The organism is Pseudomonas sp. QE6 (genome assembly GCF_041379005.1).
Taxonomy (GTDB): Bacteria; Pseudomonadota; Gammaproteobacteria; order Pseudomonadales; family Pseudomonadaceae; genus Pseudomonas.
The window spans coordinates 4,582,556-4,604,207 of record NZ_CP166873.1; the positions used below are offsets into that span (position 1 = coordinate 4,582,556).

Consider the following 21,652-nt stretch of genomic DNA (forward strand, 5'->3'; position numbering starts at 1 on the left):
GTTCGCACTACCGGTGATCGTACGCCGCCATTTCCTCCTCGATGGGCGCCCTCAGGGCTACCACGGTAGGAGTATCGATCGCGGTTACCGGCTCGCCGACCGGCAGCAACAAGGGTGTCGAAGGCCCGCCGCCGGGAGGCGGATTGACCACCACCACGGCCAGGGTCCCCGCCGTGGCCACATCGCCGGGCACCAACTGGAAGGCCAGGCGGGTACTGTCGGAGATCGTCGTCTCGCGGTCCTCGCCGTTTACCTGCACCCGCGCGCCACGGGCGAACCCCGTTCCGCGCAGGCAGATGTAGGTGGCGTGGGTGCCGGCGACCGGCGGTTGCGCATCGCCGATGCAGGCGACGGGGTTTTCCAGCTCGTCCTTGCGCCTGATGTCGCCCGCCACTGAGCGAATGCGGAACAGGGCGTCGAAAACCTCCGCAAGCTTGTCGGTGGCCTGCTTGGAGACCATGCCGGCCAGGCAGGCGATGCCGATCAGCACATGCAGGTTGACGCTGCTCGCCTCGCCGTTAGTGCTGACGGTGAAAAAGGCGCCACGGATGAACAGGTAGAGGATCACCGCGAGGATCATGCCGATGAAGGGCTTGAGCACGTACCACCAGATCCAGCTGACCATGAAGCGCTCGTTGCCGACGAAGTCGCCGAAGGACTTGGCGAGGTGCACGAAGCTGCCCAGCCCGCCGGCCACCATGACCATCGCCAGCAGCCGCGCGTCCGGCCCCGGACACCAGCCGGCCAGGCACTGCACGCCGGGGTCGCCCACCGAGCCCGGCGGCGGGAAATTCGGATAGGACTGCGGCCACAGCCTGACCAGCAGGCAGGCCAGCAACAGCGCGAGGCAGACCAGCCCCGCGCCCATGGCGCCGATCTGGAATGAGTTGGCACGGCGGCTCTTGCTGCGAGTGTCCATCATGCGCTCCGGGCGTTGGCCCAACGGGAGGAAAGCGCCCTGCCGCGAAGAGCGTTTGCCGCCTTCGCACGACGGACAGAGAAACACACGTTAGCGCAGCGCGATGGCTCTGCAAGAGGCAATTGCGAGTATTTCGCGACTGTCTCCGCGCTGATACGTCGCGCTGCTGAAACAGTGCCCGGAAAAGCCCGTCCTCAGGCCATTTCCGCCTCGAATCGCGCCTCGTCCGGTAGTCCGATAGTGGTCAGCCATGCTGGCATTTCAGTCCGGCCACGGGCGGTGAAGCATCTCGCCGTCCCGCTGGCATCGGCCCGGTCACGGCCTTCCGCCCTGCAGGAATGGTGTTTGCCAGCGATCCCGCGCATTGCCCGATCTGGCCGCCCGCCGGCCATCCAGGGCGGCATCATGACCGCAGTGCCGTAGCAGAGTTGTCTGAAGGCAGTCTGAAGCTCCGTGCCAGAGGGGTTCAGCTTGATTTAAGCGCTTCCCTGCACAGTGGAATCTCCCCCATAGGAGGCTCCCTCATGAAGACCGCCCTAGTGACCCTTGGCGTGGCCGGCGCACTCGCCGGCCCGGCGCTGGCCCAGGCCCGCGAGGTCAATCTGAGTACCACCCTCACCCAATACCCGGGCAACAAGGCCTACCTGGCCATCTACCTGACCGACGGCCAGGGCCAGTACCAGCGCACCCTCTGGGTGGCCGGGCGCAAGGCCAAGTATTACAGGCACCTGGGCGACTGGGCCCGGGGCAGCGGTCTGCGTCCCGGCGAATTCGACGGCCTCAGCGGCGCCAGCGTCGGCAGCGGCGACACCCTGACCGTCTCCGTGGAAGTGGCCGACAGCCTGATCGACGCCGGATACCAGATCCGTATCGACAGCGCAGTGGAGGACAAGCGTTCCAATCGCGCCGAAGTGACGGTACCGCTGACCCGCGAAGGCGCCGGCAAGGTCAACCCCGGCAGCGGTTATGTCTCGGCCTTCCGCTACGACCTCTGAGGACGGGGACCGCCATGCTTCGTCGATTGCACGCCTGGTCCGCCATTCTGCTGACCGCCCTGCTCCTGGTCCTGGCCGGCAGCGGCGCCCTGCTCGCCACCCAGCCCCTGGCCGAGCGCCTGCAGGCGGGCGGGGAGCCGGCGCGGAGCGTAGCCCAGATCGCCGATCAGGTGAGCCGTACTGTACCTGGTGTCGAACGCCTGGAACGGCGAGCCTCCGGGTTGCTGATCGCCCATGGCGACCAGGGCGCGGTCCGTATCTCCCCTCGGGACGGCAGCGTGCTGGGCCCCTACGAGCCGTCCAGCCTGTACCGTGTAGCCCGGGGCTTGCATCGTGAGCTGCTGCTGGGCGAGCCGGGCCATGCACTGGCCGGTGGCGGCGCCCTGGGCATGCTGTTGCTGGGCGTTTCCGGGCTGGCCCTGCTGGCCCGCCGCCAAGGCGGCTGGCGCAAGCTGGCCGGCCCCATTCGCGGCGCAGCGGCGTCGCGCTGGCACAATCAGGTTGGGCGCGCCTTGCTGCCCATTGCGCTGATCTTCGGCCTGAGCGGGCTTTACCTGTCGGCGGACCATTTCGAGCTGATCGCCGACGGGATGGATGACGAACCGCCCTACCCTTTGCAGCTCACCCCGGCAACGGCACAGGCCCCGGGCCACCTCGAAGCCTTGCTGCAGGTGCCGCTGAGGCAACTGCGCGAGCTGGAATTCCCGCCTGACTCCCAGGCCGCCTACACGCTGCGTACCGCCGCAGGAGATGGCTATGTCGATGCCGTCAGCGGCAAGTTGCTGGGCTACCAGCCCCATACGCCGGCGCGACATGTCTATGAGTTCTTCTACCGGCTGCATAGCGGAGAACTCCTGGGAGCGGCCAGCCCCACGCTCGGCCTCGCGGCCCTGGGCGTGCCGCTGCTGGGCTTCACCGGTCTCATGCTGTTCCTGCGTCGCCAACACGGCGCGCTACGCACCGGATCGCAGGCCAGCGCCGATGACGCCGAATGCGTGCTGCTGGTCGGCAGCGAGACCGACGGTACCTGGGCGTTTGCCAATGCCCTGCAGACGGCCCTGGCGGCCGCCGGCAGACCTGTGTACAGCGCACCGCTGAAGCGGGGTACGCGGGAATTTCCGGCCGCGCGCGAACTGCTGGTGCTGACCGCTACCTATGGCGACGGAGGTGCTCCGCAGTCGGCGGCCGGTTTCCTGGAACACCTTGAACACCTGCGCCTGCCGGCCGGCGCGCGCTTCGCCGTACTCGGCCTCGGCGACCGACGCTTCCCGCGCTTCTGCCAGTACGCCGCGACCGTGGACACCGCGCTTGCCGGACTGGGCCTGGAGCGTCTGCTGCCGCGACGGGACATGGAGGCCGCTCGACCGGACGACTTCCGTGCCTGGACCATCGAGCTGGGCAAGGCACTGGAGCTACCGCTGGCCGTGGTCGAGGTGGACATGCCGCGAGCCGAATCCCGCTTCCGGCTGGTCGAGCGGAAAGTTCACGACGCCCCTGGCGACACACCTCTGGCCATCCTGAGATTTGCCCCGCTGGAGCGCCCCGCTCCATACCAGGCAGGCGACCTGCTGGCCGTGCACGCTCCCGGAGCCGAAGCTCCCCGGCAGTATTCGCTGGCCAGCGACAGCCGCGACGGCGCGCTGGATATCTGCGTGCGCCTGCACAAGGAGGGGCTGTGCTCCAACTACCTGCACGGGCTGCAACCTGGAGACACGATCCGCGCCACGGTGCAGCCGCACCACGCCTTCCGCCCACAGCCTGGCGAAGCGCCGCTGATCCTGATCGGCGCGGGCAGCGGCATCGCTCCGCTGGCCGGCTTCGTCCGTCAGAACCGTCCGGAACGCCCGCTCTACCTGTATTGGGGGGGCCGGGTACCGGCAGCCGGCGTGCCCTTCGAACAGGACCTGGAGCGCGCCCTCGTCGAGGGTCGCCTGAGCGGGCTACGCACGGCGTTCTCCGCCGGCCCGCAACACGCCTACGTACAGGACCGACTGCGCCAGGACGCACCGGAGCTGCGCCAGCTCCTGGCCGCCGGCGCCCAGGTGCTGGTCTGTGGCGGACGCGGCATGGCCGAGGGCGTACGGAACGTGCTGGACGAACTGCTCGGCCCGTTGGCGCTGAGCGTGGAGGAACTCAGAGCCGGAGGCCGCTACCGTGAAGACCTTTTCTGAACCCAGGCCCCCCGAGCGCTACGATTTCAACGGCCCCACCATGGGAACACGCTACCGCGCCCTGTTCTACCACCTCGGAACGCTGGACGAGCAGGACCTGGCGCGACAGCTGCGCATCGCCGTCGAGCGGGTGGACCAGCAGATGTCGAACTGGCGCTCCGACTCGGACCTGATGCGTTTCAACGCTCTGCAACCGGGCGTCTGGATGACCCTGCCGGCCGAGCTGCTCTGGGTGCTGCAGACCGCCATCCAGGTCAGCGCCGAATCCGGCGGCGCCTTCGACATCGCGGTGGGCGATCTGGTGGGTGCCTGGGGCTTCGGGCCGCAGGGCGGATTGGCCGACAGTGCGCAGCGCGAGGCACTCAGGGACCAACCACGAGCCAGCGCCGCGATGGCGCTGGAATTCGATTTCCAGGCAGGCCGCGTGCGCAAGCGCTTCCCGGTACACCTGGACCTGTCCGGCATCGCCAAGGGCTTCGGCGTCGACCAGTTGGCCCGCAGCCTGGAGGATCACGGCATCCACGACTATCTGGTGAGCATCGACGGCGAGTTCCGCGCTCGCGGTGGCAAGCCCGGCGGCCACCCCTGGACGGTGGCTATCGAGCGGCCGCAGGAGGGCATCCGCCAGGCACTCGGCGTATTGCAGATGGGCGACGGCGGGCTGGCCACGTCAGGTGACTACCGGCACTTCCATGAACTGGGCGGCGCACGCTACGCCCATACCATGGACCCACGGCACGGTGCACCGCTGGACAATGGCGTAGCCTCGGTTTCAGTGCTGGCGCCGACCTGCATGCTTGCCGACGCCTGGGCCACCGCACTGATGGTGCTGGGCGCCGAATGCGGCCCGGCAATGGCCCGTAAGCACGGCCTGAGCACTCTCTTCCTGCTGCGCGAAGACGGTGACCTGCGTCAGCTGTGGGTCGAGGGCAACAGCATGCGCCGCTGAGTTCAGGCCACCTGCACGGACGCCGCCTCGGGCTCCAGCAACTCGATGAAGGCGCGCAGTGCCGGCGTATCGGTGCCGCGCCGCCAGAACAGCCAGGTGGTGGCATTGGCGTGATGCGGCGCCAGGCGGTGAATGGTCACGTTGCGACCGCCGGCCAGGCTGTCGAACATGGCCCGCGGAATGATCGCCACCCCACCGCCCGCGGCGATGCAGGCGAGCATGCCGTGGTAGGACTCCATCTCGACGATCTTGCCCGGCACCACCCGGTGCTCGGCGAACCAGCCCTCCAGGCGCTTGCGGTAGGAGCAGGTATCGCGGAAGGCGAACACCGTCTCCCCCGCCACGTCCCGCGCGTCGCGCACCGGCGGGTGGGACTTGGCGCTCATCAGCACCAGCTCCTCACGGTACACCGGCTGGCCGTCCAGTTGCGGGTGATTGGCCGGGCCGTCGGCGAAAGCGGCGATGAAGCGGCCGGACAGCACGCCGTCGATCATCTCGCCCGAGGGGCCGGTGGACAGGTCCAGCTGCACCTTCGGGCAATGCTGGTGGTAGCGCGCCAGCATTTCGGGGATGCGTACGGCAGCGGTGCTTTCCATCGAGCCCAGGGAAAAGCTGCCATGGGGCTCGACGCCCACCGCCACCTGCCTGGCCTCTTCCACCAGCGCGAGGATGCGTTCGGCATAGTCCAGGAAGCTGCGACCGGTCGGCGACAGGCGCAGGCGCAGTTTCTCGCGGATGAACAGCTCGGTACCCAGCTCGGCTTCCAGCTGCTTGATCCGCGTGGTCAGGTTCGAGGGCACGCGGTGCAGACGGGCCGCGGCGGCGGTGATGCTGCCTTCGTTGGCGACGGCGCGGACGATTTCCAGCTGGGTGAGGTCCATGATTCTCTCCAAGAGAAAGAGTCTTTCTTGATTATTCATTTTACATGAATGAAGTCGCATCTTAATTTCTGCTCCATCCCGGCGCCAGAGTGCCCGGACGAACGACCGGCCTTGCGGCCTCACAGAACAAGCAGGACTCACCATGAACCAGATCGCCGCCATCCCCGCCGCCATCTCCCGCAGCCCCGCCACCGGGCAGGAACTGGCCCGCTACACCTTCGAAGACGCCGCTCAGCTGGAAACCTCGCTGGCCCGCACCGATGCCGCCTTCCGCCAGTGGCGCGGCACCAGCATCGCCGAACGTGTCGCCGTGCTGCGCAGGATGGCCGAAGTGCTGCGCGCCAACGTCGAGCCGATGGCCCGCATGGAAGCCCAGGAAATGGGCATGCCGGTCACCCAGGCCCGTGGCGAGATCAACAAGTGCGCCAACCTGTGCGACTGGTACGCCGAACATGGCCCGGCCATGCTCGAAGACGAGAAGACCCCGATCGAAGGCGCGTACATCTCCTACCTGCCGCTGGGCCCGGTGCTGGCCGTGATGCCGTGGAACTTCCCCACCTGGCAGGTCATGCGCGGCGCGGTGAGCATCATCCTGGGCGGCAACACCTACGTGCTCAAGCACGCGCCGAACGTCATGGGCTGCGCCTACCAGCTGCGCGACGCCTGGCTGCAGGCCGGTCTGCCCGAGGGCGTGTTCGAAGTGCTGAACGTCGAGCCGCCGCTGGTCTCCAAGGCCATCGCCGATGACCGCATCGCCTCCATCGCCGTGACCGGCAGCGTGGGCGCGGGCGCCGCCATCGCCTCCCAGGCCGGTGCCGCGCTGAAGAAGTGCGTGCTGGAGCTGGGCGGTTCCGACGCCTTCATCGTACTCGCCGACGCCGATCTGGACGCCGCCGTGAAGGCAGCCGTCGCCAGCCGCTTCGGCAACTGCGGCCAGGTGTGCATCGCCGCCAAGCGCATGATCCTGGAAGAATCCATTGCCCCGGCCTTCACCGAGAAGCTGCTGGCCGCCGTGAAAGCACTGAAGATCGGCGACCCGCTGGCGGATGACACCTTCGTAGGTCCCATGGCCCGCTTCGATCTGCGCGACGAACTGGACAGCCAGGTGCAACAGGCCATCGCCGACGGCGCCACCCTGCTGCTGGGCGGCCACAAGCTCGACGGCGAAGGCAACTACTACGCGCCGACCGTGCTGGCCGATGTGAAGCCGGGCAACACCGCGTTCAAGAAGGAAATCTTCGGGCCCGTGGCCTCGCTGATCGTCGCCCGCGACGCCGAGCACGCCCTGGAACTGGCCAACGACAGCGAGTTCGGCCTCTCCGGCGCCATCTGGACCGCCGACAAGACCCGCGCCCAGCAGATGGCCCGTCGCCTGGTCAGCGGTGGCGTGTTCATCAACGGCTTCTCCGCGTCCGACCCCCGCGTACCGATCGGCGGCGTGAAGAAGAGCGGCTTCGGTCGCGAGCTGTCGCACTTCGGCCTGCGCGAGTTCCTCAACCCGCAGACCGTTTGGATCGACCGCAAGTAAAGGCTTATCCTGTCGCCTTGCTCCACGATCTCGCGAGCTAGAGCAGAACAAGGCGGAAGCAGGAAAAGAAGCGCTGTTTACGTGCAGTAAATGAGCATTCTTTTTCTGCTTCCAACGCAGTTGTGCCGACGCGCAGCAGATCGTGTCTTTCGCCCTACGCCGCTCTCCTCGGCGCGGGCGTCGTCCGCCCCGGCACTTCGCCGGGGCGTTCCACTCAAGGAGGCTCCATGATCGAGTTGTATTACTGGCCCACTCCCAACGGCCACAAGATCACCCTGTTCCTCGAAGAAACCGGCCTCGACTACCGCATCCACCCGGTCGATATCAGCGCCGGCGACCAGTTCAAACCCGAATTCCTCGCTTTCTCGCCAAACAACCGCATGCCGGCAATCATCGACACCGCGCCCGCCGACGGCGGCGAGCCGATCACGGTGTTCGAGTCCGGCGCCATTCTCGTCTACCTCGCGGAAAAGACCGGGCAATTCCTGCCTGGCGACGTGCGCGGACGCAAGACGGTACTGGAATGGCTGTTCTGGCAGGTCGGCGGCCTCGGCCCGATGGCCGGGCAGAACCACCACTTCGTGCAGTACGCGCCGGAGAAGCTGCCCTACGCCATGCAGCGCTACATCAACGAGACCAACCGCCTGTACGGCGTACTGGACCGGCGGCTGAAGAAGGTGCCCTTCCTCGGCGGCGAGCAGTACAGCATCGCCGACATGGCCAGCTATCCGTGGGTGGTGCCGTGGCAGCGCCAGCAGCAGAACCTCGACGACTTCCCGCACCTGAAGCGCTGGTTCGAAACCATCGCCGCCCGCCCCGCCACCCTGCGCGCCTACGAGAAGGGCCAGCCCTTCCAGTCGCGGCCCTCGGTCACCGAGGAAGGCAAGAAGATCCTGTTCGGGCAGACGGCGGCCAGTCTGGGCAAGGACGACTGATCCGCGCCTACGAAAGCCCCGCAGTCACTGCAGGAGCGAGCTTGCTCGTGAACCTGCCCGGCACCAGCGTCGCCGGGAGCCTTGCTTCGCGAGCAAGCTCGCTCCTACGAAAAGCCAGTCCCAGGGATTGCGCCTACGACTGCGGCCGATAGCCCTGCGCCAGGAGCCAGCCCTGGAACGCCCGGCGGCGCTCCAGTGGCAGGTCGGCCAGGACCTGGGCTTCGGGCTCCACGCGAAGGCGCCGCAGCCAGGGTGCCAGCTCCAGACCGTCGAGGTGCCAGATGCCCAGCGGCTGGTCGGCGCTGACCACCACTTCCGCCTCGTCGACGAACTCGCCCTTGAGCACGGGAGCGCGCTCGATGCGCAGGCTGGCGAAATCTGGCGGCGCGTGGCTGGGCTGCTCGTCCGGCCAGGCGCGGCGGGCCTGCCAGAAGGGCTGGTCGGCCCAGCGCTCTTCGCTGGCGTAGAAGTCGCGCCCCACGCGGGCGAAGCGCAGGAACAACTGTTCCACCCGCTGCTGATGGAAACGCCTGGCCAACTCCGCGCGCTCCGGCGCGCGCAGCAGGGTGTTGATCACCATCGGCGCCTGCAAGGCCGAGGACAGCGATTGGAAGATGCCGTTGCCCGACAGCGGGTCCACCGCCATCGCCGCATCGCCCACGCGAATCCAGTTGTCGCCGCAGGCTTCCAGGCAAAGGATCGCCGTACTGCTGCGGGCGTGCAGGTCCAGTTCGCGCTCCTCGCCAGCACCGAAAAATTCCCGCACCCGTTGCGAGGCGCCACGGCGTTCGCGGCAATAATCGAGCAATTGATCGCGCGGCGGCAATTGACTGCTGGCCACATCCAGGGTCATTTGCCAGTAGCAGCGGCCATCCTCCAGCCGCGCCATCCAGGCCCAGCCATCGGGCAGGCTTTCCACCGCGCTGGCCAACGGACCGGGTTCGCCCTGCCAGCGGTTGAGCAGGCTCAGGGTTTCCGGGCCGCGCCGGGCCTTTTGGCCCCTCTGGTTCAGCGGCGCCTGGCGGCCACGGGCTTCGACGAGAAAGCCGCCCTGCACTTCCCGGCCACCTTCGAGTTTCACGCGCCAGCCGGAATCCTCCGGTTCGACGGCCAGCGCCTGCCCTTCGATCAGCTCGACGCCGGCCGCTTTCAGGTCCTCGCGCAACCCGGCGTCGAAACGCGGACGGTCGAGGATGCATTCGATGTTCTGCGCGCTTTCGTTGCCGTTCCAGTGCACGCGACGCTGCGATGGGGGCGCGGCGCAGCTCAGGGCGTGGTGCAGTCCGGCGCTACGCAGCCCCTCCAGCACGCGCTGGGACACGCCTTCGACGGCGGCGAAGCGGCGCCATTCGCTGATGACGATGACGGGATGGCCGAGGCGGCGCAGGCCCAGGGCAACCGCCGCTCCGGCGGGACCGGCGCCGAGGATCAGGATGGGGGCTGCGGTCATGCCTGGACGGGAAGGCGCTCGACCTTTACTCATAACCCACCTTCCGCTCGATGCCGTGGTAAGGAGCCCGCTCGCGCATCTGCTCGATCAGCTCCAGATTCGACAGCTCCGGTCGCTCCGTCAGCATCGACGCCAGGTGCCCACTGAACGCCGCGCATCCCAGGCTGGCCCCCGAACGCCCGGCCACGCTCACCGCTGCGCCGAAATCCGCCTGCGAACTGTCCAGCCAGGACCATTCCCGCTCGCGACAACGCGCATCCCCGGTCACCCGGATCACCCCCGGATAGCTCGCCGGATACACCGGCTCACCCCGCGCCGGGCTCGACGCGCAGATCAGCACGCCCGCCGCCACCAGATCGGCCACCGCATCGTGCAGTATCGGCCGGTCCTGCCGCACGCCAAGGCTCAGGTTGATCACCCGCACGCCCTGCTCGCCCAGCCAGCGCAAGGCGGCGGCGAGCTGCAACGGGCTGGTCACGCCACGTTCATCGAACACCTGGGCGACGCACAGGCGCGCCTCGGGCGCCCGCGCAAGAATCGCCTCGCAGACGGCGCTGCCATGGCCGAGGCGATCACGTGTCAGCGGCAGTTCGTCCAACCCATCATCGGACAGGCAGAAGCGTCGCCCGCCGACCACGAAATTCGCCTGCCCGTCAGCATGCCCACTGTCGACCACGCCGATGCGCACCTCAGGCTTCATGTCGCTGCACCGGCCGGGCCTCACGCACGCGCATCTGTCCATCCTGCAACTCCAGATGCAGGTCGGCGGCGGCCAGCGTCGAAGTACGGTGGCTGATCAACAGCCGCGTACGACCGGCGAACAGTTGGTCGATGGCGGCGATCACCTCGCGCTCGGTGCTTTCGTCCACCTGCGAGGTAGCCTCGTCGAGCACCAGGATCAGCGGGTCCTGCAGCAGCGCGCGGGCAATGGCGATGCGCTGCTTCTGCCCGCCGGACAGCTGCTGGCCGCGCTCGCCCAGGGGGCTGTCGAAACCCTCGGGCAGGCTGGCGACCAGGCTGTCGAGCTGGGCTGCGCGGGCGGCTTTCTCGATGGCCTCACGAGTGGATTCCGGGGCGCTGTAGGCCAGGTTGTCGGCGAGGCTGCCGCGGAACAGCACGATGTCCTGGCTGACCACCGCCACGCGCCGGCGCAGGGCGTGCAGATCGAGTTCGCGCAGGTCGATGCCGTCGAGCAGGATGCGCCCCTGGTCGGGATCGTAGAAGCGCTGCAGCAGGTCGATCAGCGTGCTCTTGCCGACCCCGGACGGCCCGCTCAGCGCGACCTTGAGGCCGGCGGGAATCACCGCCTGCACGTTCTGCAAAACCGGCTGCGCGCGGCCCGACCAGGTGTAGTGCAGGTTCTCCAGGCGCAGCTCGCCCACCGACGGCATCGGCCGTGGCGCTACCGGCGAAGCGATACTGGCTTCCTCACCGCGCAGCTCCATCACCCGGCCGAGGCTGACGGTCATGCGCTGCAATGCCACGTACAGGCCTAGCAGGCTCTGCACAGGCCCGATGGCCATGCCCAGGTAAGTGGAAAAGGCGATCAGCGAACCCAGTTGCCAGGTGCCCTGCACCACCCAATAGCCGCCGACCAGGAAGGCGCAGGCACGGGACAGCGACATCAGCGTGCCGGGCACCGCCTGGGTGAAGAATTCGGTGAGTTGCAGGCGCAGCAGTTGCCCGAGGTAGCCCTGCCCCAACCCTTCCAGGCGCCCGGCTTCACGGTTCTGCTGGCCGGCGGACTGGATGAACTTCATCGCCGGCAGCGTCTCGACGAAGAACGACGAGAGGTCCGCCGAGCGTTCGCGCAGGCCGCGCGCCTCGCGCTCCACCTTGCGCCGCATCCAGCGCAGCCAGAGCACGTCCAGCGGGATCAGCAGCGCCACCAGCAGCGAGAGTTTCCACGACAGGGTGAGCAGCAATACCAGCGCACCGACCAGGCCGATCACGCTGGAGACGGCGGAGAACAGCGAGTCCACGGCGAAGCGCTGGATCTCGGCGACGTCGCCATCCAGCCGGGACATCAGGTCGCCGATGCGCCGGCGACCGAAGAAGCTTGGCGAGAGGGTCTGCAGGTGGCGGTAGAGCGCATCACGCAGGGCGAACAGGATGCGCCCGGACAGCCGCGTGTGCAGGTAGCGGTTGAGGCCGGACAGGGCCGTACCGACGAGGCCGACGACGATCATCGCGCCGGCCACCATCACCAGTACCGGGAAGTCCTTCGCCAGCAGGCCGTCGTCGATCAGCAGCTTGGTCAGCCAGGGCTGCGCCAGTACCAGCAGGGATGCGCAGAACGACAAGCCGAGCAGGCCGGCAATCGCTGCCCGGTGCGGTCGCACGAAACCGTACAGCCAGCGCAGCGACGCCTTGAGCGCCTGGGGGTCGTCGCTCTCGATCAGGCGGGTGAAGAACATCAGCCCACCTTGAGTTGCTTGAGCTTGCGGTACAGCGTGGCGCGGCTGATGCCCAGCGCGTCGGCGGCGGCGGAGACGTTGCCCTGGTGGCGTTCCAGCGCCTGGCGGATCAGCTCCAGTTCGTTCTCGCGGATGCTGCCGCTCTGCGGGCGCTCGCCGGCGCTGAGTTCGTCCAGGGTGCTATCGGGCAGATGGTCCAGCCCGAGCACGTCCTCGCCCTCCTCGCGCATGGCCAGCGCGGTGCGCAGGACCATCTCCAGCTGGCGGATGTTGCCCGGCCAGTGGTACTCGCGCAGCAGCCCGAGCAGTTCGGCGGAAAGTTTCACCTTCGGCGCCCCCATACGCGCCAGCAGGCCGGCGGCCAACTCGGCGAGGTCGTCGCGCTCGCGCAGCGCCGGCAGCTTCACGCTGATGCCGTTGACGCGGTAGTAGAGGTCCTCGCGGAACTGCTTTTCCTCCACCAGGCGCTTGAGGTCGCGGTGGGTGGCGCAGATCAGCGCAACGTCGATGTCCTGTTCCTCGCCGGCGCCCAGCGGCGCCACCTTGCGCTCCTGCAGCACGCGCAACAGGCGCGCTTGCAGAGCCAGCGGCATGTCGCCGATCTCGTCGAGGAACAGCGTGCCGCCATGGGCCTGCTGTAGCCGGCCGACCATGCCGCCACGCCGCGAGCCGGTGAAGGCGCCGTCGCGGTAGCCGAACAGTTCGGACTCGATCAGACCTTCGGGAATCGCCGCGCAGTTCACCGCGACGAAGGGCTTGTCGCTGCGCTCGCTGGCCTGGTGCAGGGCGCGGGCCACCACTTCCTTGCCGCTGCCGGTTTCGCCCAGCAGCAGCACGGGCAGTTCGTTGACCAGTCCCTGGCGCGCCATGCGCAGGGCGCGGGCGTAGCGCGGGTGGTTACCGGCGAGCGCTTCGAGTTCCGGGCCCGCAGCCGGGCGCGGCGCGCGGTTGCTGACGGGTACACCATGGCTGCGCAGCGGCGCCTGGAGGGTCTTGTAGAACAGCTCGCCCTTGGGCGTCTGCAGGCTGCCGACGCCGCCCTGGTAGAGCCGGCCCAGCAGTTGGTCGCCGCGCAGACCGAGGAGGTCTTCGCTGCGCCGGCCGACCAGGCTTTCGCGGGTGGCGCCGAGCAACTGACAGGCCTGGCCGCTGACGGCCAGCACCTTGCCGTCCAGCCCCAGCGCCAGCAGGCCCTGCCAGGCGGAGTCCAGGTACTGGCGGCGGTAATGGAAGGCGATCACCACCTGCCCCGGATGGCTGACGGCGAACAGCCGCGCCTCGATCTGGAACACCGCGAGGCTGAGCAAAGAGAGACTTTCCCGCGGACCGGAGAGCGGGCCTTCGCGGGTCATGTCGAGCACGCCGAGGAAGTTGCCCTGCGGCCCCTCGATGGGCACCGAGGTGCAGGAGAAACGGCTCAGGCGGTCAAGGAAGTGTTCGCCGCAGTCGATCTGCGTGGCGCGCTTTTCCACCAGCGCGGTGCCCAGGGCGTTGGTGCCACGGGCGGCTTCGCTCCAACAGGCGCCCTGGACGATATCGGCCAGGCCCCTGCTCTGCATGTGGTCGCGAGCGCCTTCGACGGACAGGATGGTGGCGTCGGCGTTGGCCAGGATGATCACGCCGTCGTGGCCCTGGCGCTGCTGCAGGTAGTCGAGTTCGGGAGTCGCCGCGTCGAGCAGCAGGCGATTACCAGCCAGCAGCACGTCGGGTTTGATCCGCGTATCGAGGCCATGCTCGGTGCCGCTGGCGCAGTCCAGGCCGTGGCCGAGGCTGCGTCGCCAGGAAGCGTCGATCTCCTCGCGCAGCACGCCGCTGGGCACTTCGCCCTCCTGTTGCAGGTGCTCGCGGGCCAGGTGGGCTTCGCGCAGCAGGTCGCTGCTTATTGTTCTTGTGGTCATGCATCGCTCCGGTAGGTTCCGTGCCCCGTTTCAGGGATGTCTGGACGCGGAACTCGCAAGCTGGTCAGGGCTGTGTACACCCCCAGACGGCGTCCGTAAAGGGGAAGCCCCTGGTCGGAAAGGTCAGATACGAGCGCGAGGCAATTCCTGCGCCATCTACCCGTCCTACGCCGCCTTCGAGGTGTGTTGACAGTGACTCGAGGCAGGTTTACGTTAACGTAAAGGTAAACATCCGAGCAAGAGCATTCCCATGCCCACGACCTACACCATCTCCGAGCTGGCCCGCGAACTGGACGTCACCACCCGCGCCATCCGCTTCTACGAGGAACAGGGCATGCTCAGCCCCGAGCGCCGTGGCCAGGAGCGCATCTACAGCCCGAAGGACCTGGTGGCCCTGAAGCTGATCCTGCGCGGCAAGCGCATCGGCTTCTCGCTGGCCGAGTGCAAGGAGCTGATCGACCTCTACGACCCCAGCAGCGGTAACCGCAAGCAGCTGGAAACCTTCATGGGCAAGATCGCCGCCCGGCGCGCCCAACTGGAGCAGCAGATGCTCGACATCGAGCAGATGAAACTGGAACTGGACACCGCCGAGGAACGCTGCCTGGCTGCCCTCGACGAGACCGAGAAGAAGCAACGCGCCTCCGTGTGAGCGCCCTCCCCCTGATTCCAAGTACAAAAAAGGTGCAGACCATGAGCTATCCGTCCCTCAACTTCGGTCTCGGCGAGACCATCGACATGCTGCGTGATTCCGTTCATCAGTTCGCCCAGGCCGAACTGGCCCCGCGCGCAGCGCAGATCGACCGCGACAACGAGTTCCCCATGGACATGTGGCGCAAGTTCGGCGACATGGGTCTGCTGGGCATGACCGTGGAAGAGGAGTACGGCGGCACCAACATGGGCTACCTGGCCCACGTGGTGGCGATGGAGGAGATCAGCCGCGCTTCCGCCTCGGTCGGCCTGTCCTACGGCGCCCATTCCAACTTGTGCCTCAATCAGATCCGCAAGAACGGCACCCACGAGCAGAAGCAGAAGTACCTGCCCAAGCTGTGCTCTGGCGAGCACATCGGCGCCCTGGCCATGAGTGAGCCCAACGCCGGCTCCGACGTGGTGTCGATGAAGCTGCGAGCCGATAAGAAGGGCGACCGCTACGTGCTCAACGGCAACAAGATGTGGATCACCAACGGCCCGGATGCCAATACTTACGTGATCTACGCCAAGACTGACGTCAACGCCGGCTCGCGCGGCATGACCGCGTTCATCGTCGAGCGCGACTTCAAGGGCTTCTCCCGCCACCAGAAGCTGGACAAACTCGGCATGCGAGGCTCCAACACCTGCGAACTGGTGTTCGAAGACGTCGAAGTGCCGGAGGAGAACATCCTTGGCGCCGAAGGCCGTGGCGTGGCGGTGCTGATGAGCGGCCTGGACTATGAACGCACCGTGCTCTCCGGCGGCCCGACCGGGATCATGACCGCCTGCATGGACGTGGTGCTGCCCTACGTGCACGAACGCCAGCAGTTCAAGCAGTCGATCGGCGAATTCCAGCTGGTGCAGGGCAAGCTGGCCGACATGTACGCCGGCATGAACGCCTCCAAGTCCTACCTGTACAACGTGGCCAAGGCCTGCGACCGCGGCGAGGAATCGCGCAAGGACGCCGCCGCGGTGATCCTCTACACCGCCGAAATGGCCACCAAGATGGCCCTGGACACCATCCAACTGCTCGGCGGCAACGGCTACACCAACGAGTACCCGGCCGGCCGCCTGCTGCGCGACGCCAAGCTCTACGAGATCGGCGCCGGCACCAGCGAAATCCGCCGCATGCTGATCGGCCGCGAGCTGTTCAACGAGACCCGCTGAACGCAACCGCTCCTGCCCTTCCGTAGGAGCGGACCTTGTCCGCGAAATCCCGGCAATGCAGGGACAAGAGCATCGCGGAGAAGCTCCGCTCCTACAAAAGCAGCTTTCCCGCTCGTGGAGACCCTATGACCATCCTCGGCACCCAACTCAACACCCGTTCCCCGGAATACGCCGCCAACGCCGCGACCATGCTGGAGAACGTCCAGGACCTGCGCGCCCTGCTCGGCCGCGTCCACGAAGGCGGCGGCGCCGCCGCCCAGGCCAAGCACACCGCGCGCGGCAAGCTGCTGGTGCGCGAGCGCATCAACCGCCTGCTCGACGCAGGTTCCCCCTTCCTCGAAGTCTCCGCCCTGGCCGCCCACGGCGTGTATGGCGAAGACGTCGCCGCCGCCGGCGTGGTCGCCGGCATCGGTCGCGTGGAAGGCGTGGAATGCATGATCGTCGGCAACGACGCCACGGTGAAAGGCGGCAGCTACTACCCGCTGACCGTGAAGAAGCACCTGCGCGCCCAGACCATCGCCCAGCAGAACCGCCTGCCCTGCATCTACCTGGTGGACTCGGGCGGCGCCAACCTGCCGCGCCAGGACGAGGTCTTCCCCGACCGCGAGCACTTCGGCCGGATCTTCTTCAACCAGGCCAACATGAGCGCCCAGGGCATCCCGCAGATCGCCGTGGTGATGGGCTCCTGCACCGCCGGCGGCGCCTACGTGCCGGCGATGAGCGACGAGACCATCATGGTGCGCAACCAGGCCACCATCTTCCTCGCCGGCCCGCCGCTGGTGAAGGCAGCCACCGGTGAGGTGGTGAGCGCCGAGGACCTGGGCGGCGCCGACGTGCACTGCAAGACCTCGGGCGTGGCCGACCATTACGCCGAGGACGACGAGCATGCGCTGGCCATTGCGCGCCGCTGCATCGCCAACCTCAACTGGACCAAACAGGGCAAGCTCAACACCCGCGCCCCACGCGCGCCGCTGTACGCCGCCGACGAGCTGTACGGCGTGATCCCGGTGGACAGCAAGCAGCCCTTCGACGTGCGCGAGATCATCGCGCGCCTGGTCGACGGCAGCGAGTTCGATGAGTTCAAGGCGCTGTTCGGCACCACCCTGGTGTGCGGCTTCGCCCACCTGCACGGCTACCCGGTGGCGATCCTCGCCAACAACGGCATCCTCTTCGCCGAGGCCGCGCAGAAAGGCGCGCACTTCATCGAACTGGCCTGCCAGCGCGGCATCCCGCTGGTGTTCCTGCAGAACATCACCGGCTTCATGGTCGGCCAGAAGTACGAAGCTGGCGGCATCGCCAAGCACGGCGCCAAGCTGGTCACCGCCGTGGCCTGCGCCCAGGTGCCGAAGTTCACCGTGATCATCGGCGGCAGCTTCGGCGCCGGCAACTATGGCATGTGCGGCCGCGCCTACGACCCGCGTTTCCTGTGGATGTGGCCCAACGCTCGGATCGGCGTGATGGGCGGCGAACAGGCCGCCGGCGTGCTGGCCCAGGTCAAGCGCGAGCAGGCCGAACGCGCAGGCAACGCACTGTCCGCCGAGGACGAGGCGAAGATCAAGGCGCCGATCCTCGAACAGTACGAGCGCCAGGGTCACCCCTACTACTCCAGCGCCCGCCTGTGGGACGACGGCGTCATCGACCCGGCGCAGACCCGCGACGTGCTCGGTCTCGCCCTCTCCGCCTCGCTCAACGCGCCCATCGAAGCGACCCGCTTCGGCGTCTTCCGCATGTAAGGCCGCCGCCATGACCGACTTCCAGAACATACAACTCGACATCGACCCGCGCGGCGTCGCCAACCTCTGGCTGAACCGCCCGGACAAGAACAACGCCTTCAACGCCCAGACCATTGCCGAGCTGATCCTGGCGCTGGACGCCGTGGCCAACGACGATCGCGTGCGCCTGCTGGTGCTGCGCGGACGCGGCAAGCACTTCTGCGGCGGCGCGGACCTTTCCTGGATGCAGGAATCCGTGCAGCTGGACTACCAGGGCAACCTGAACGACGCCCAGCAACTGGCCGAACTGCTCTACAAGCTGCACCAACTGAAGAAGCCCACCCTCGCCATCGTCCAGGGCGCGGCCTTCGGCGGCGGCGTCGGACTGGTGTCCTGCTGCGACATGGCGCTGGCGGCCGAGGATGCGCAGTTCTGCCTGTCCGAAGTGCGCATCGGTCTGATCCCGGCCACCATCGGCCCGTTTGTCACCAAGGCCATCGGCCAGCGCGCCGCCACCCGCTACGCCATGACCGCCGAGCGCTTCAGCGGCATTCGCGCCCGCGAGCTGGGCCTGGTGGACGAGCACTACCCGGCCGCCGAGCTGGACGAGAAAGCCGACGCCTGGATCGCCAACCTGCTGAACAACAGTCCGGCGGCGCTGGTGGCCTGCAAGGCGCTGTTCCACGAAATCGGCGCCGGCGAGCTCAAGCCCGAACTGCGCCGCTACACCGAAGCGGCCATCGCCCGCATCCGCATCAGCCCCGAGGGGCAGGAAGGCCTGCGCGCCTTCCTGGAAAAACGCAAACCGGCCTGGCAGGAGCAAGTCTGATGAGCAAGATCGATACCCTGCTGGTGGCCAACCGCGGCGAAATCGCCTGCCGCGTGATGCGCACCGCCAAGGCCCTGGGCCTGACCACCGTGGCCGTGCACAGCGCCACCGACCGCAACGCCCGCCACGTCGAAGAGGCCGACATCGCCATCGACCTGGGCGGCGCCAAGCCCGCTGAAAGCTACCTGCGCGCCGACGCCGTGCTGGCCGCCGCCAAGGCCGCTGGCGCCCAGGCCATCCACCCCGGCTATGGCTTCCTCTCGGAAAACGCCGGCTTCGCCCGCGCCTGCGAAGAGGCTGGGCTGGTCTTCCTCGGCCCGCCGGCCAGCGCCATCGACGCCATGGGCAGCAAGTCCGCGGCCAAGGCGCTGATGGAAACCGCCGGCGTGCCGCTGGTGCCCGGCTACCACGGCGAAGCGCAGGACTACGCCACCTTCCAGCGCGAGGCGCAGCGCATCGGCTACCCGGTGCTGCTCAAGGCCGCCGCCGGCGGCGGCGGCAAGGGCATGAAGGTGGTCGAGCGCGAGGCCGAACTGGCCGAGGCGCTGGAGTCCGCCCAGCGTGAAGCGCAGTCCGGTTTCGGCGACTCGCGCATGCTGGTGGAGAAGTACCTGACCAAGCCGCGCCACGTGGAAATCCAGGTGTTCGCCGACCAGCACGGCAACTGCCTGTACCTCAACGAACGCGACTGCTCGATCCAGCGCCGCCACCAGAAGGTGGTGGAAGAAGCGCCGGCGCCGGGCCTCTCCGTCGAACTGCGCCAGGGCATGGGCGAGGCCGCCGTGCGCGCCGCCCAGGCCATCGGCTACGTCGGCGCAGGCACCGTGGAATTCCTCTACGACGAAGGCAGCGGCCAGTTCTTCTTCATGGAGATGAACACCCGCCTGCAGGTGGAGCACCCGGTCACCGAAGCCATCACCGGCCTCGACCTGGTGGCCTGGCAGATTCGCGTAGCCCGTGGCGAGCCGCTGCCGCTGACTCAGCAGCAGGTGCCGCTGATGGGCCACGCCATCGAAGTGCGCCTCTACGCCGAAGACCCCGAAGGCGGCTTCCTGCCCGCCAGCGGCCACCTCGCGCTGTACCGCGAACCCGCCGCCGGCCCCGGCCGCCGGGTGGACAGCGGCATCCGCGAAGGCGACGACATCTCGCCGTTCTACGACCCGATGCTGGCCAAGCTGATCGCCTGGGGCGAGAACCGCGAGGAGGCGCGCCAGCGCCTGCTGTCGATGCTCGGCGAAACCGCCGTTGGCGGCTTCAAGACCAACCTGGCCTTCCTGCGCCGCGTGCTGGCCCACCCGGCGTTCGCCGAGGGCGAACTGGATACCGGCTTCATCGCCCGCTACCAGGACACCATGCTGCCCGCCCCCAACGCCCTGCCCGAACGCTTCTGGCAGCTCGCGGCGGAAGCCTGGGTACAGAGCGAAGCCGCCCGCGTGCGCGGTGACGATGCCCATTCGCCCTGGTCCGCCCGGAGCGGCTGGCGCAGCGGCCTGCCGGGGGAAACCGACCTGCACCTGCTGGCCAAGGGCGAATCCCAGGTGGTGCGCCTGCGCCATGCCGACAGCCAGCGCATTGCCCAGCTCGACGGTCAGTGGCTGGACGTGAAGGATGGCGAGATTCGCCGCCGCCATCAGGTGATCCGTCGGGGTGACAGCCTCTATCTGGAATGGAACGGCGAGCTGGTGGCCGTGCAGCGTTTCGACCCCATCGCCGAGGCCGAAGCGGCCCACGCCCACCACGGCGGCCTGGGCGCGCCGATGAACGGCAGCATCGTGCGCATCCTGGTCGAACCGGGCCAGAGCGTCGAAGCCGGCGCCGCGCTGGTGGTGCTCGAAGCCATGAAGATGGAACACAGCATTCGCGCGCCGCACGCCGGCGTGGTGAAATCGCTGTATTGCAGCGAAGGCGAACTGGTGTCGGAAGGTACGGCGCTGGTGGAGCTGGAAGAAACGCCGGCCTGACGCCGATGCCCTGCTCTTCGTAGGAGCGAGCTTGCTCGCGAACGCATTGCACCCTGAGCGTCCGGTGTGAAGCGGGTTCGCGAGCAAGCTCGCTCCTACAAAAGCCTTCGCCCGAACCCAACGAGGACAATCCATGACCCTGCCCCAATCCGTCCGCCTGGTCGAAGTCGGCCCACGCGACGGCCTGCAGAACGAGAAGCAACCCATCGCCGTCGCCGACAAGGTGCGCCTGGTGGACGACCTCACCGCCGCCGGCCTGAGCTACATCGAAGTCGGCAGCTTCGTCTCGCCCAAGTGGGTGCCGCAGATGGCCGGCTCGGCCGAAGTCTTCGCCGGCATCCAGCAGAAAGCTGGCGTCACCTACGCCGCCCTGGCGCCGAACCTGAAGGGCTTCGAGGCCGCGCTGGAATCCCAGGTCAAGGAAGTCGCGGTGTTCGCCGCCGCCTCCGAGGCCTTCTCGCAGAAGAACATCAACTGCTCGATCAAGGAGAGCCTGGAGCGCTTCGTCCCGGTGATGGAAGCGGCGCGCCAACACGGCGTGCGCGTGCGCGGCTACGTCTCCTGCGTGCTCGGCTGTCCCTACCAGGGCGAGGTGGACGTGGCGCAGGTCGCCGCCGTCGCCGAAGAGCTGCATGCCATGGGCTGCTATGAAGTCTCCCTGGGCGACACCATCGGCGTCGGCACCGCCGGGGCCACCCGCCGCATGTTCGAAGTCGTCGGCCAGCGCGTGCCGCGCGCGCAACTGGCCGGGCATTTCCATGACACCTATGGCCAGGCCACCACGAACATCTACGCCAGCCTGCTCGAAGGCATCGCCGTGTTCGACAGCTCGGTCGCCGGCCTGGGCGGCTGCCCCTACGCCAAGGGCGCTACCGGCAACGTCGCAACCGAGGACGTGCTCTACCTGCTCAACGGCTTGGGCATCCATACCGGCATCGACCTGGACAAATTGATCGACGCCGGCCAGCGCATCTGTGCCGTACTCGACAAGCCCAACGGCTCGCGGGTGGCGAAAGCACAACTGTCCAAGCGCTGAAGCCCCTGTAGGAGCGAGCTTGCTCGCGAACCGTCCCCGCTGCGGAGAATGTTCGCGAGCAAGCTCGCTCCTACAAAGAGCACCCACATCCCGGTACAGTGCGCCCTCTGCCCTCCC

The 21,652-nt window shown here is 67.8% G+C and carries 17 protein-coding genes; 11 read left to right on the top strand and 6 right to left on the bottom strand.

The genetic code is table 11. The annotated features are described in order from the left end of the window. Positions 1-7: 7 nt before the first annotated feature. Positions 8-919: a hypothetical protein gene (locus tag ACAW63_RS20885; protein ID WP_371228328.1), complete on the bottom strand. Its 912-nt coding sequence runs from the start codon at positions 917-919 to the stop codon at positions 8-10. A 524-nt stretch (positions 920-1,443) separates the two neighbouring features. On the opposite strand from ACAW63_RS20885, the gene ACAW63_RS20890 reads away from it, so the two are divergent. Genes ACAW63_RS20890 through ACAW63_RS20900 form a run of 3 tightly spaced genes read left to right on the top strand, consistent with a single transcriptional unit; the run spans position 1,444 to position 5,034 of the window. Further along, a complete protein-coding gene (locus ACAW63_RS20890) occupies positions 1,444-1,914 on the top strand; it encodes a DUF2271 domain-containing protein (RefSeq protein ID WP_371228330.1) in 471 nt (156 codons plus the stop codon). 14 nt (positions 1,915-1,928) lie between these two features. Beyond that, positions 1,929-4,085 (top strand): PepSY domain-containing protein, encoded by a 2,157-nt coding sequence (locus tag ACAW63_RS20895; RefSeq protein WP_371228332.1) that lies wholly within the window; start codon positions 1,929-1,931, stop codon positions 4,083-4,085. A 40-nt stretch (positions 4,086-4,125) separates the two neighbouring features. Next, positions 4,126-5,034 (top strand): FAD:protein FMN transferase, encoded by a 909-nt coding sequence (locus ACAW63_RS20900; protein WP_371228334.1) that lies wholly within the window; start codon positions 4,126-4,128, stop codon positions 5,032-5,034. Positions 5,035-5,036: 2 nt separating this feature from the next. On the opposite strand, the gene ACAW63_RS20905 is transcribed toward ACAW63_RS20900, so the two are convergent. Further along, entirely contained in the window at positions 5,037-5,915 is an 879-nt protein-coding gene (locus tag ACAW63_RS20905; RefSeq protein WP_371228336.1) for a LysR substrate-binding domain-containing protein, read from the bottom strand. A 142-nt stretch (positions 5,916-6,057) separates the two neighbouring features. Between ACAW63_RS20905 and ACAW63_RS20910 the strand changes: the two genes are divergently transcribed. Further along, positions 6,058-7,443 carry an NAD-dependent succinate-semialdehyde dehydrogenase gene (locus ACAW63_RS20910; RefSeq protein WP_371228338.1) on the top strand — a complete coding sequence of 462 codons (1,386 nt, stop codon included), beginning with the start codon at positions 6,058-6,060 and terminating at the stop codon, positions 7,441-7,443. A 227-nt stretch (positions 7,444-7,670) separates the two neighbouring features. Continuing rightward, a complete protein-coding gene (locus tag ACAW63_RS20915) occupies positions 7,671-8,378 on the top strand; it encodes a glutathione binding-like protein (RefSeq protein ID WP_371228340.1) in 708 nt (235 codons plus the stop codon). Between the two features lie 133 nt (positions 8,379-8,511). On the opposite strand, the gene ACAW63_RS20920 is transcribed toward ACAW63_RS20915, so the two are convergent. Genes ACAW63_RS20920 through ACAW63_RS20935 form a run of 4 tightly spaced genes read right to left on the bottom strand, consistent with a single transcriptional unit; the run spans position 8,512 to position 14,143 of the window. Then, entirely contained in the window at positions 8,512-9,828 is a 1,317-nt protein-coding gene (locus tag ACAW63_RS20920; protein WP_371228342.1) for an NAD(P)/FAD-dependent oxidoreductase, read from the bottom strand. Positions 9,829-9,853: 25 nt separating this feature from the next. After that, entirely contained in the window at positions 9,854-10,528 is a 675-nt protein-coding gene (locus ACAW63_RS20925) for a S8 family serine peptidase (RefSeq protein ID WP_371228344.1), read from the bottom strand. Then, positions 10,518-12,245: an ABC transporter ATP-binding protein gene (locus ACAW63_RS20930; protein ID WP_371228346.1), complete on the bottom strand. Its 1,728-nt coding sequence runs from the start codon at positions 12,243-12,245 to the stop codon at positions 10,518-10,520. Before ACAW63_RS20930 ends, ACAW63_RS20925 begins: the two co-directional genes overlap by 11 nt. After that, complete coding sequence (locus ACAW63_RS20935) at positions 12,245-14,143, bottom strand: sigma-54-dependent Fis family transcriptional regulator (protein ID WP_371228348.1); 1,899 nt, start codon at positions 14,141-14,143, stop codon at positions 12,245-12,247. Before ACAW63_RS20935 ends, ACAW63_RS20930 begins: the two co-directional genes overlap by 1 nt. Before the next feature lie 250 nt (positions 14,144-14,393). On the opposite strand from ACAW63_RS20935, the gene ACAW63_RS20940 reads away from it, so the two are divergent. From ACAW63_RS20940 to ACAW63_RS20965, 6 genes are all read left to right on the top strand, one after another. Beyond that, positions 14,394-14,792: a MerR family DNA-binding transcriptional regulator gene (locus ACAW63_RS20940; RefSeq protein WP_275611496.1), complete on the top strand. Its 399-nt coding sequence runs from the start codon at positions 14,394-14,396 to the stop codon at positions 14,790-14,792. A 41-nt stretch (positions 14,793-14,833) separates the two neighbouring features. Next, positions 14,834-15,997 carry an isovaleryl-CoA dehydrogenase gene (locus tag ACAW63_RS20945; RefSeq protein ID WP_371228351.1) on the top strand — a complete coding sequence of 388 codons (1,164 nt, stop codon included), beginning with the start codon at positions 14,834-14,836 and terminating at the stop codon, positions 15,995-15,997. A 125-nt stretch (positions 15,998-16,122) separates the two neighbouring features. Continuing rightward, positions 16,123-17,730 carry a carboxyl transferase domain-containing protein gene (locus ACAW63_RS20950; RefSeq protein WP_371228353.1) on the top strand — a complete coding sequence of 536 codons (1,608 nt, stop codon included), beginning with the start codon at positions 16,123-16,125 and terminating at the stop codon, positions 17,728-17,730. A gap of 10 nt (positions 17,731-17,740) precedes the next feature. Beyond that, the gene (locus tag ACAW63_RS20955) at positions 17,741-18,538 is read left to right on the top strand and encodes a gamma-carboxygeranoyl-CoA hydratase (RefSeq protein WP_371228355.1); all 798 of its coding nucleotides are present in this window, start codon (positions 17,741-17,743) and stop codon (positions 18,536-18,538) included. Beyond that, the gene (locus ACAW63_RS20960; protein ID WP_371228357.1) at positions 18,538-20,499 is read left to right on the top strand and encodes an acetyl-CoA carboxylase biotin carboxylase subunit; all 1,962 of its coding nucleotides are present in this window, start codon (positions 18,538-18,540) and stop codon (positions 20,497-20,499) included. Before ACAW63_RS20955 ends, ACAW63_RS20960 begins: the two co-directional genes overlap by 1 nt. Before the next feature lie 133 nt (positions 20,500-20,632). Further along, positions 20,633-21,535: a hydroxymethylglutaryl-CoA lyase gene (locus ACAW63_RS20965; protein ID WP_371228359.1), complete on the top strand. Its 903-nt coding sequence runs from the start codon at positions 20,633-20,635 to the stop codon at positions 21,533-21,535. Positions 21,536-21,652: the final 117 nt, after the last annotated feature.

Bases quoted from the DNA above. Each gene is read 5' to 3' on its own strand.
- ACAW63_RS20885 (WP_371228328.1), bottom strand. From the start codon at position 919: ATGGACACTCGCAGCAAGAGCCGCCGTGCCAACTCATTCCAGATCGGC.
- ACAW63_RS20890 (WP_371228330.1), top strand. From the start codon at position 1,444: ATGAAGACCGCCCTAGTGACCCTTGGCGTGGCCGGCGCACTCGCCGGC.
- ACAW63_RS20895 (WP_371228332.1), top strand. From the start codon at position 1,929: ATGCTTCGTCGATTGCACGCCTGGTCCGCCATTCTGCTGACCGCCCTG.
- ACAW63_RS20900 (WP_371228334.1), top strand. From the start codon at position 4,126: ATGGGAACACGCTACCGCGCCCTGTTCTACCACCTCGGAACGCTGGAC.
- ACAW63_RS20905 (WP_371228336.1), bottom strand. From the start codon at position 5,915: ATGGACCTCACCCAGCTGGAAATCGTCCGCGCCGTCGCCAACGAAGGC.
- ACAW63_RS20910 (WP_371228338.1), top strand. From the start codon at position 6,058: ATGAACCAGATCGCCGCCATCCCCGCCGCCATCTCCCGCAGCCCCGCC.
- ACAW63_RS20915 (WP_371228340.1), top strand. From the start codon at position 7,671: ATGATCGAGTTGTATTACTGGCCCACTCCCAACGGCCACAAGATCACC.
- ACAW63_RS20920 (WP_371228342.1), bottom strand. From the start codon at position 9,828: ATGACCGCAGCCCCCATCCTGATCCTCGGCGCCGGTCCCGCCGGAGCG.
- ACAW63_RS20925 (WP_371228344.1), bottom strand. From the start codon at position 10,528: ATGAAGCCTGAGGTGCGCATCGGCGTGGTCGACAGTGGGCATGCTGAC.
- ACAW63_RS20930 (WP_371228346.1), bottom strand. From the start codon at position 12,245: ATGTTCTTCACCCGCCTGATCGAGAGCGACGACCCCCAGGCGCTCAAG.
- ACAW63_RS20935 (WP_371228348.1), bottom strand. From the start codon at position 14,143: ATGACCACAAGAACAATAAGCAGCGACCTGCTGCGCGAAGCCCACCTG.
- ACAW63_RS20940 (WP_275611496.1), top strand. From the start codon at position 14,394: ATGCCCACGACCTACACCATCTCCGAGCTGGCCCGCGAACTGGACGTC.
- ACAW63_RS20945 (WP_371228351.1), top strand. From the start codon at position 14,834: ATGAGCTATCCGTCCCTCAACTTCGGTCTCGGCGAGACCATCGACATG.
- ACAW63_RS20950 (WP_371228353.1), top strand. From the start codon at position 16,123: ATGACCATCCTCGGCACCCAACTCAACACCCGTTCCCCGGAATACGCC.
- ACAW63_RS20955 (WP_371228355.1), top strand. From the start codon at position 17,741: ATGACCGACTTCCAGAACATACAACTCGACATCGACCCGCGCGGCGTC.
- ACAW63_RS20960 (WP_371228357.1), top strand. From the start codon at position 18,538: ATGAGCAAGATCGATACCCTGCTGGTGGCCAACCGCGGCGAAATCGCC.
- ACAW63_RS20965 (WP_371228359.1), top strand. From the start codon at position 20,633: ATGACCCTGCCCCAATCCGTCCGCCTGGTCGAAGTCGGCCCACGCGAC.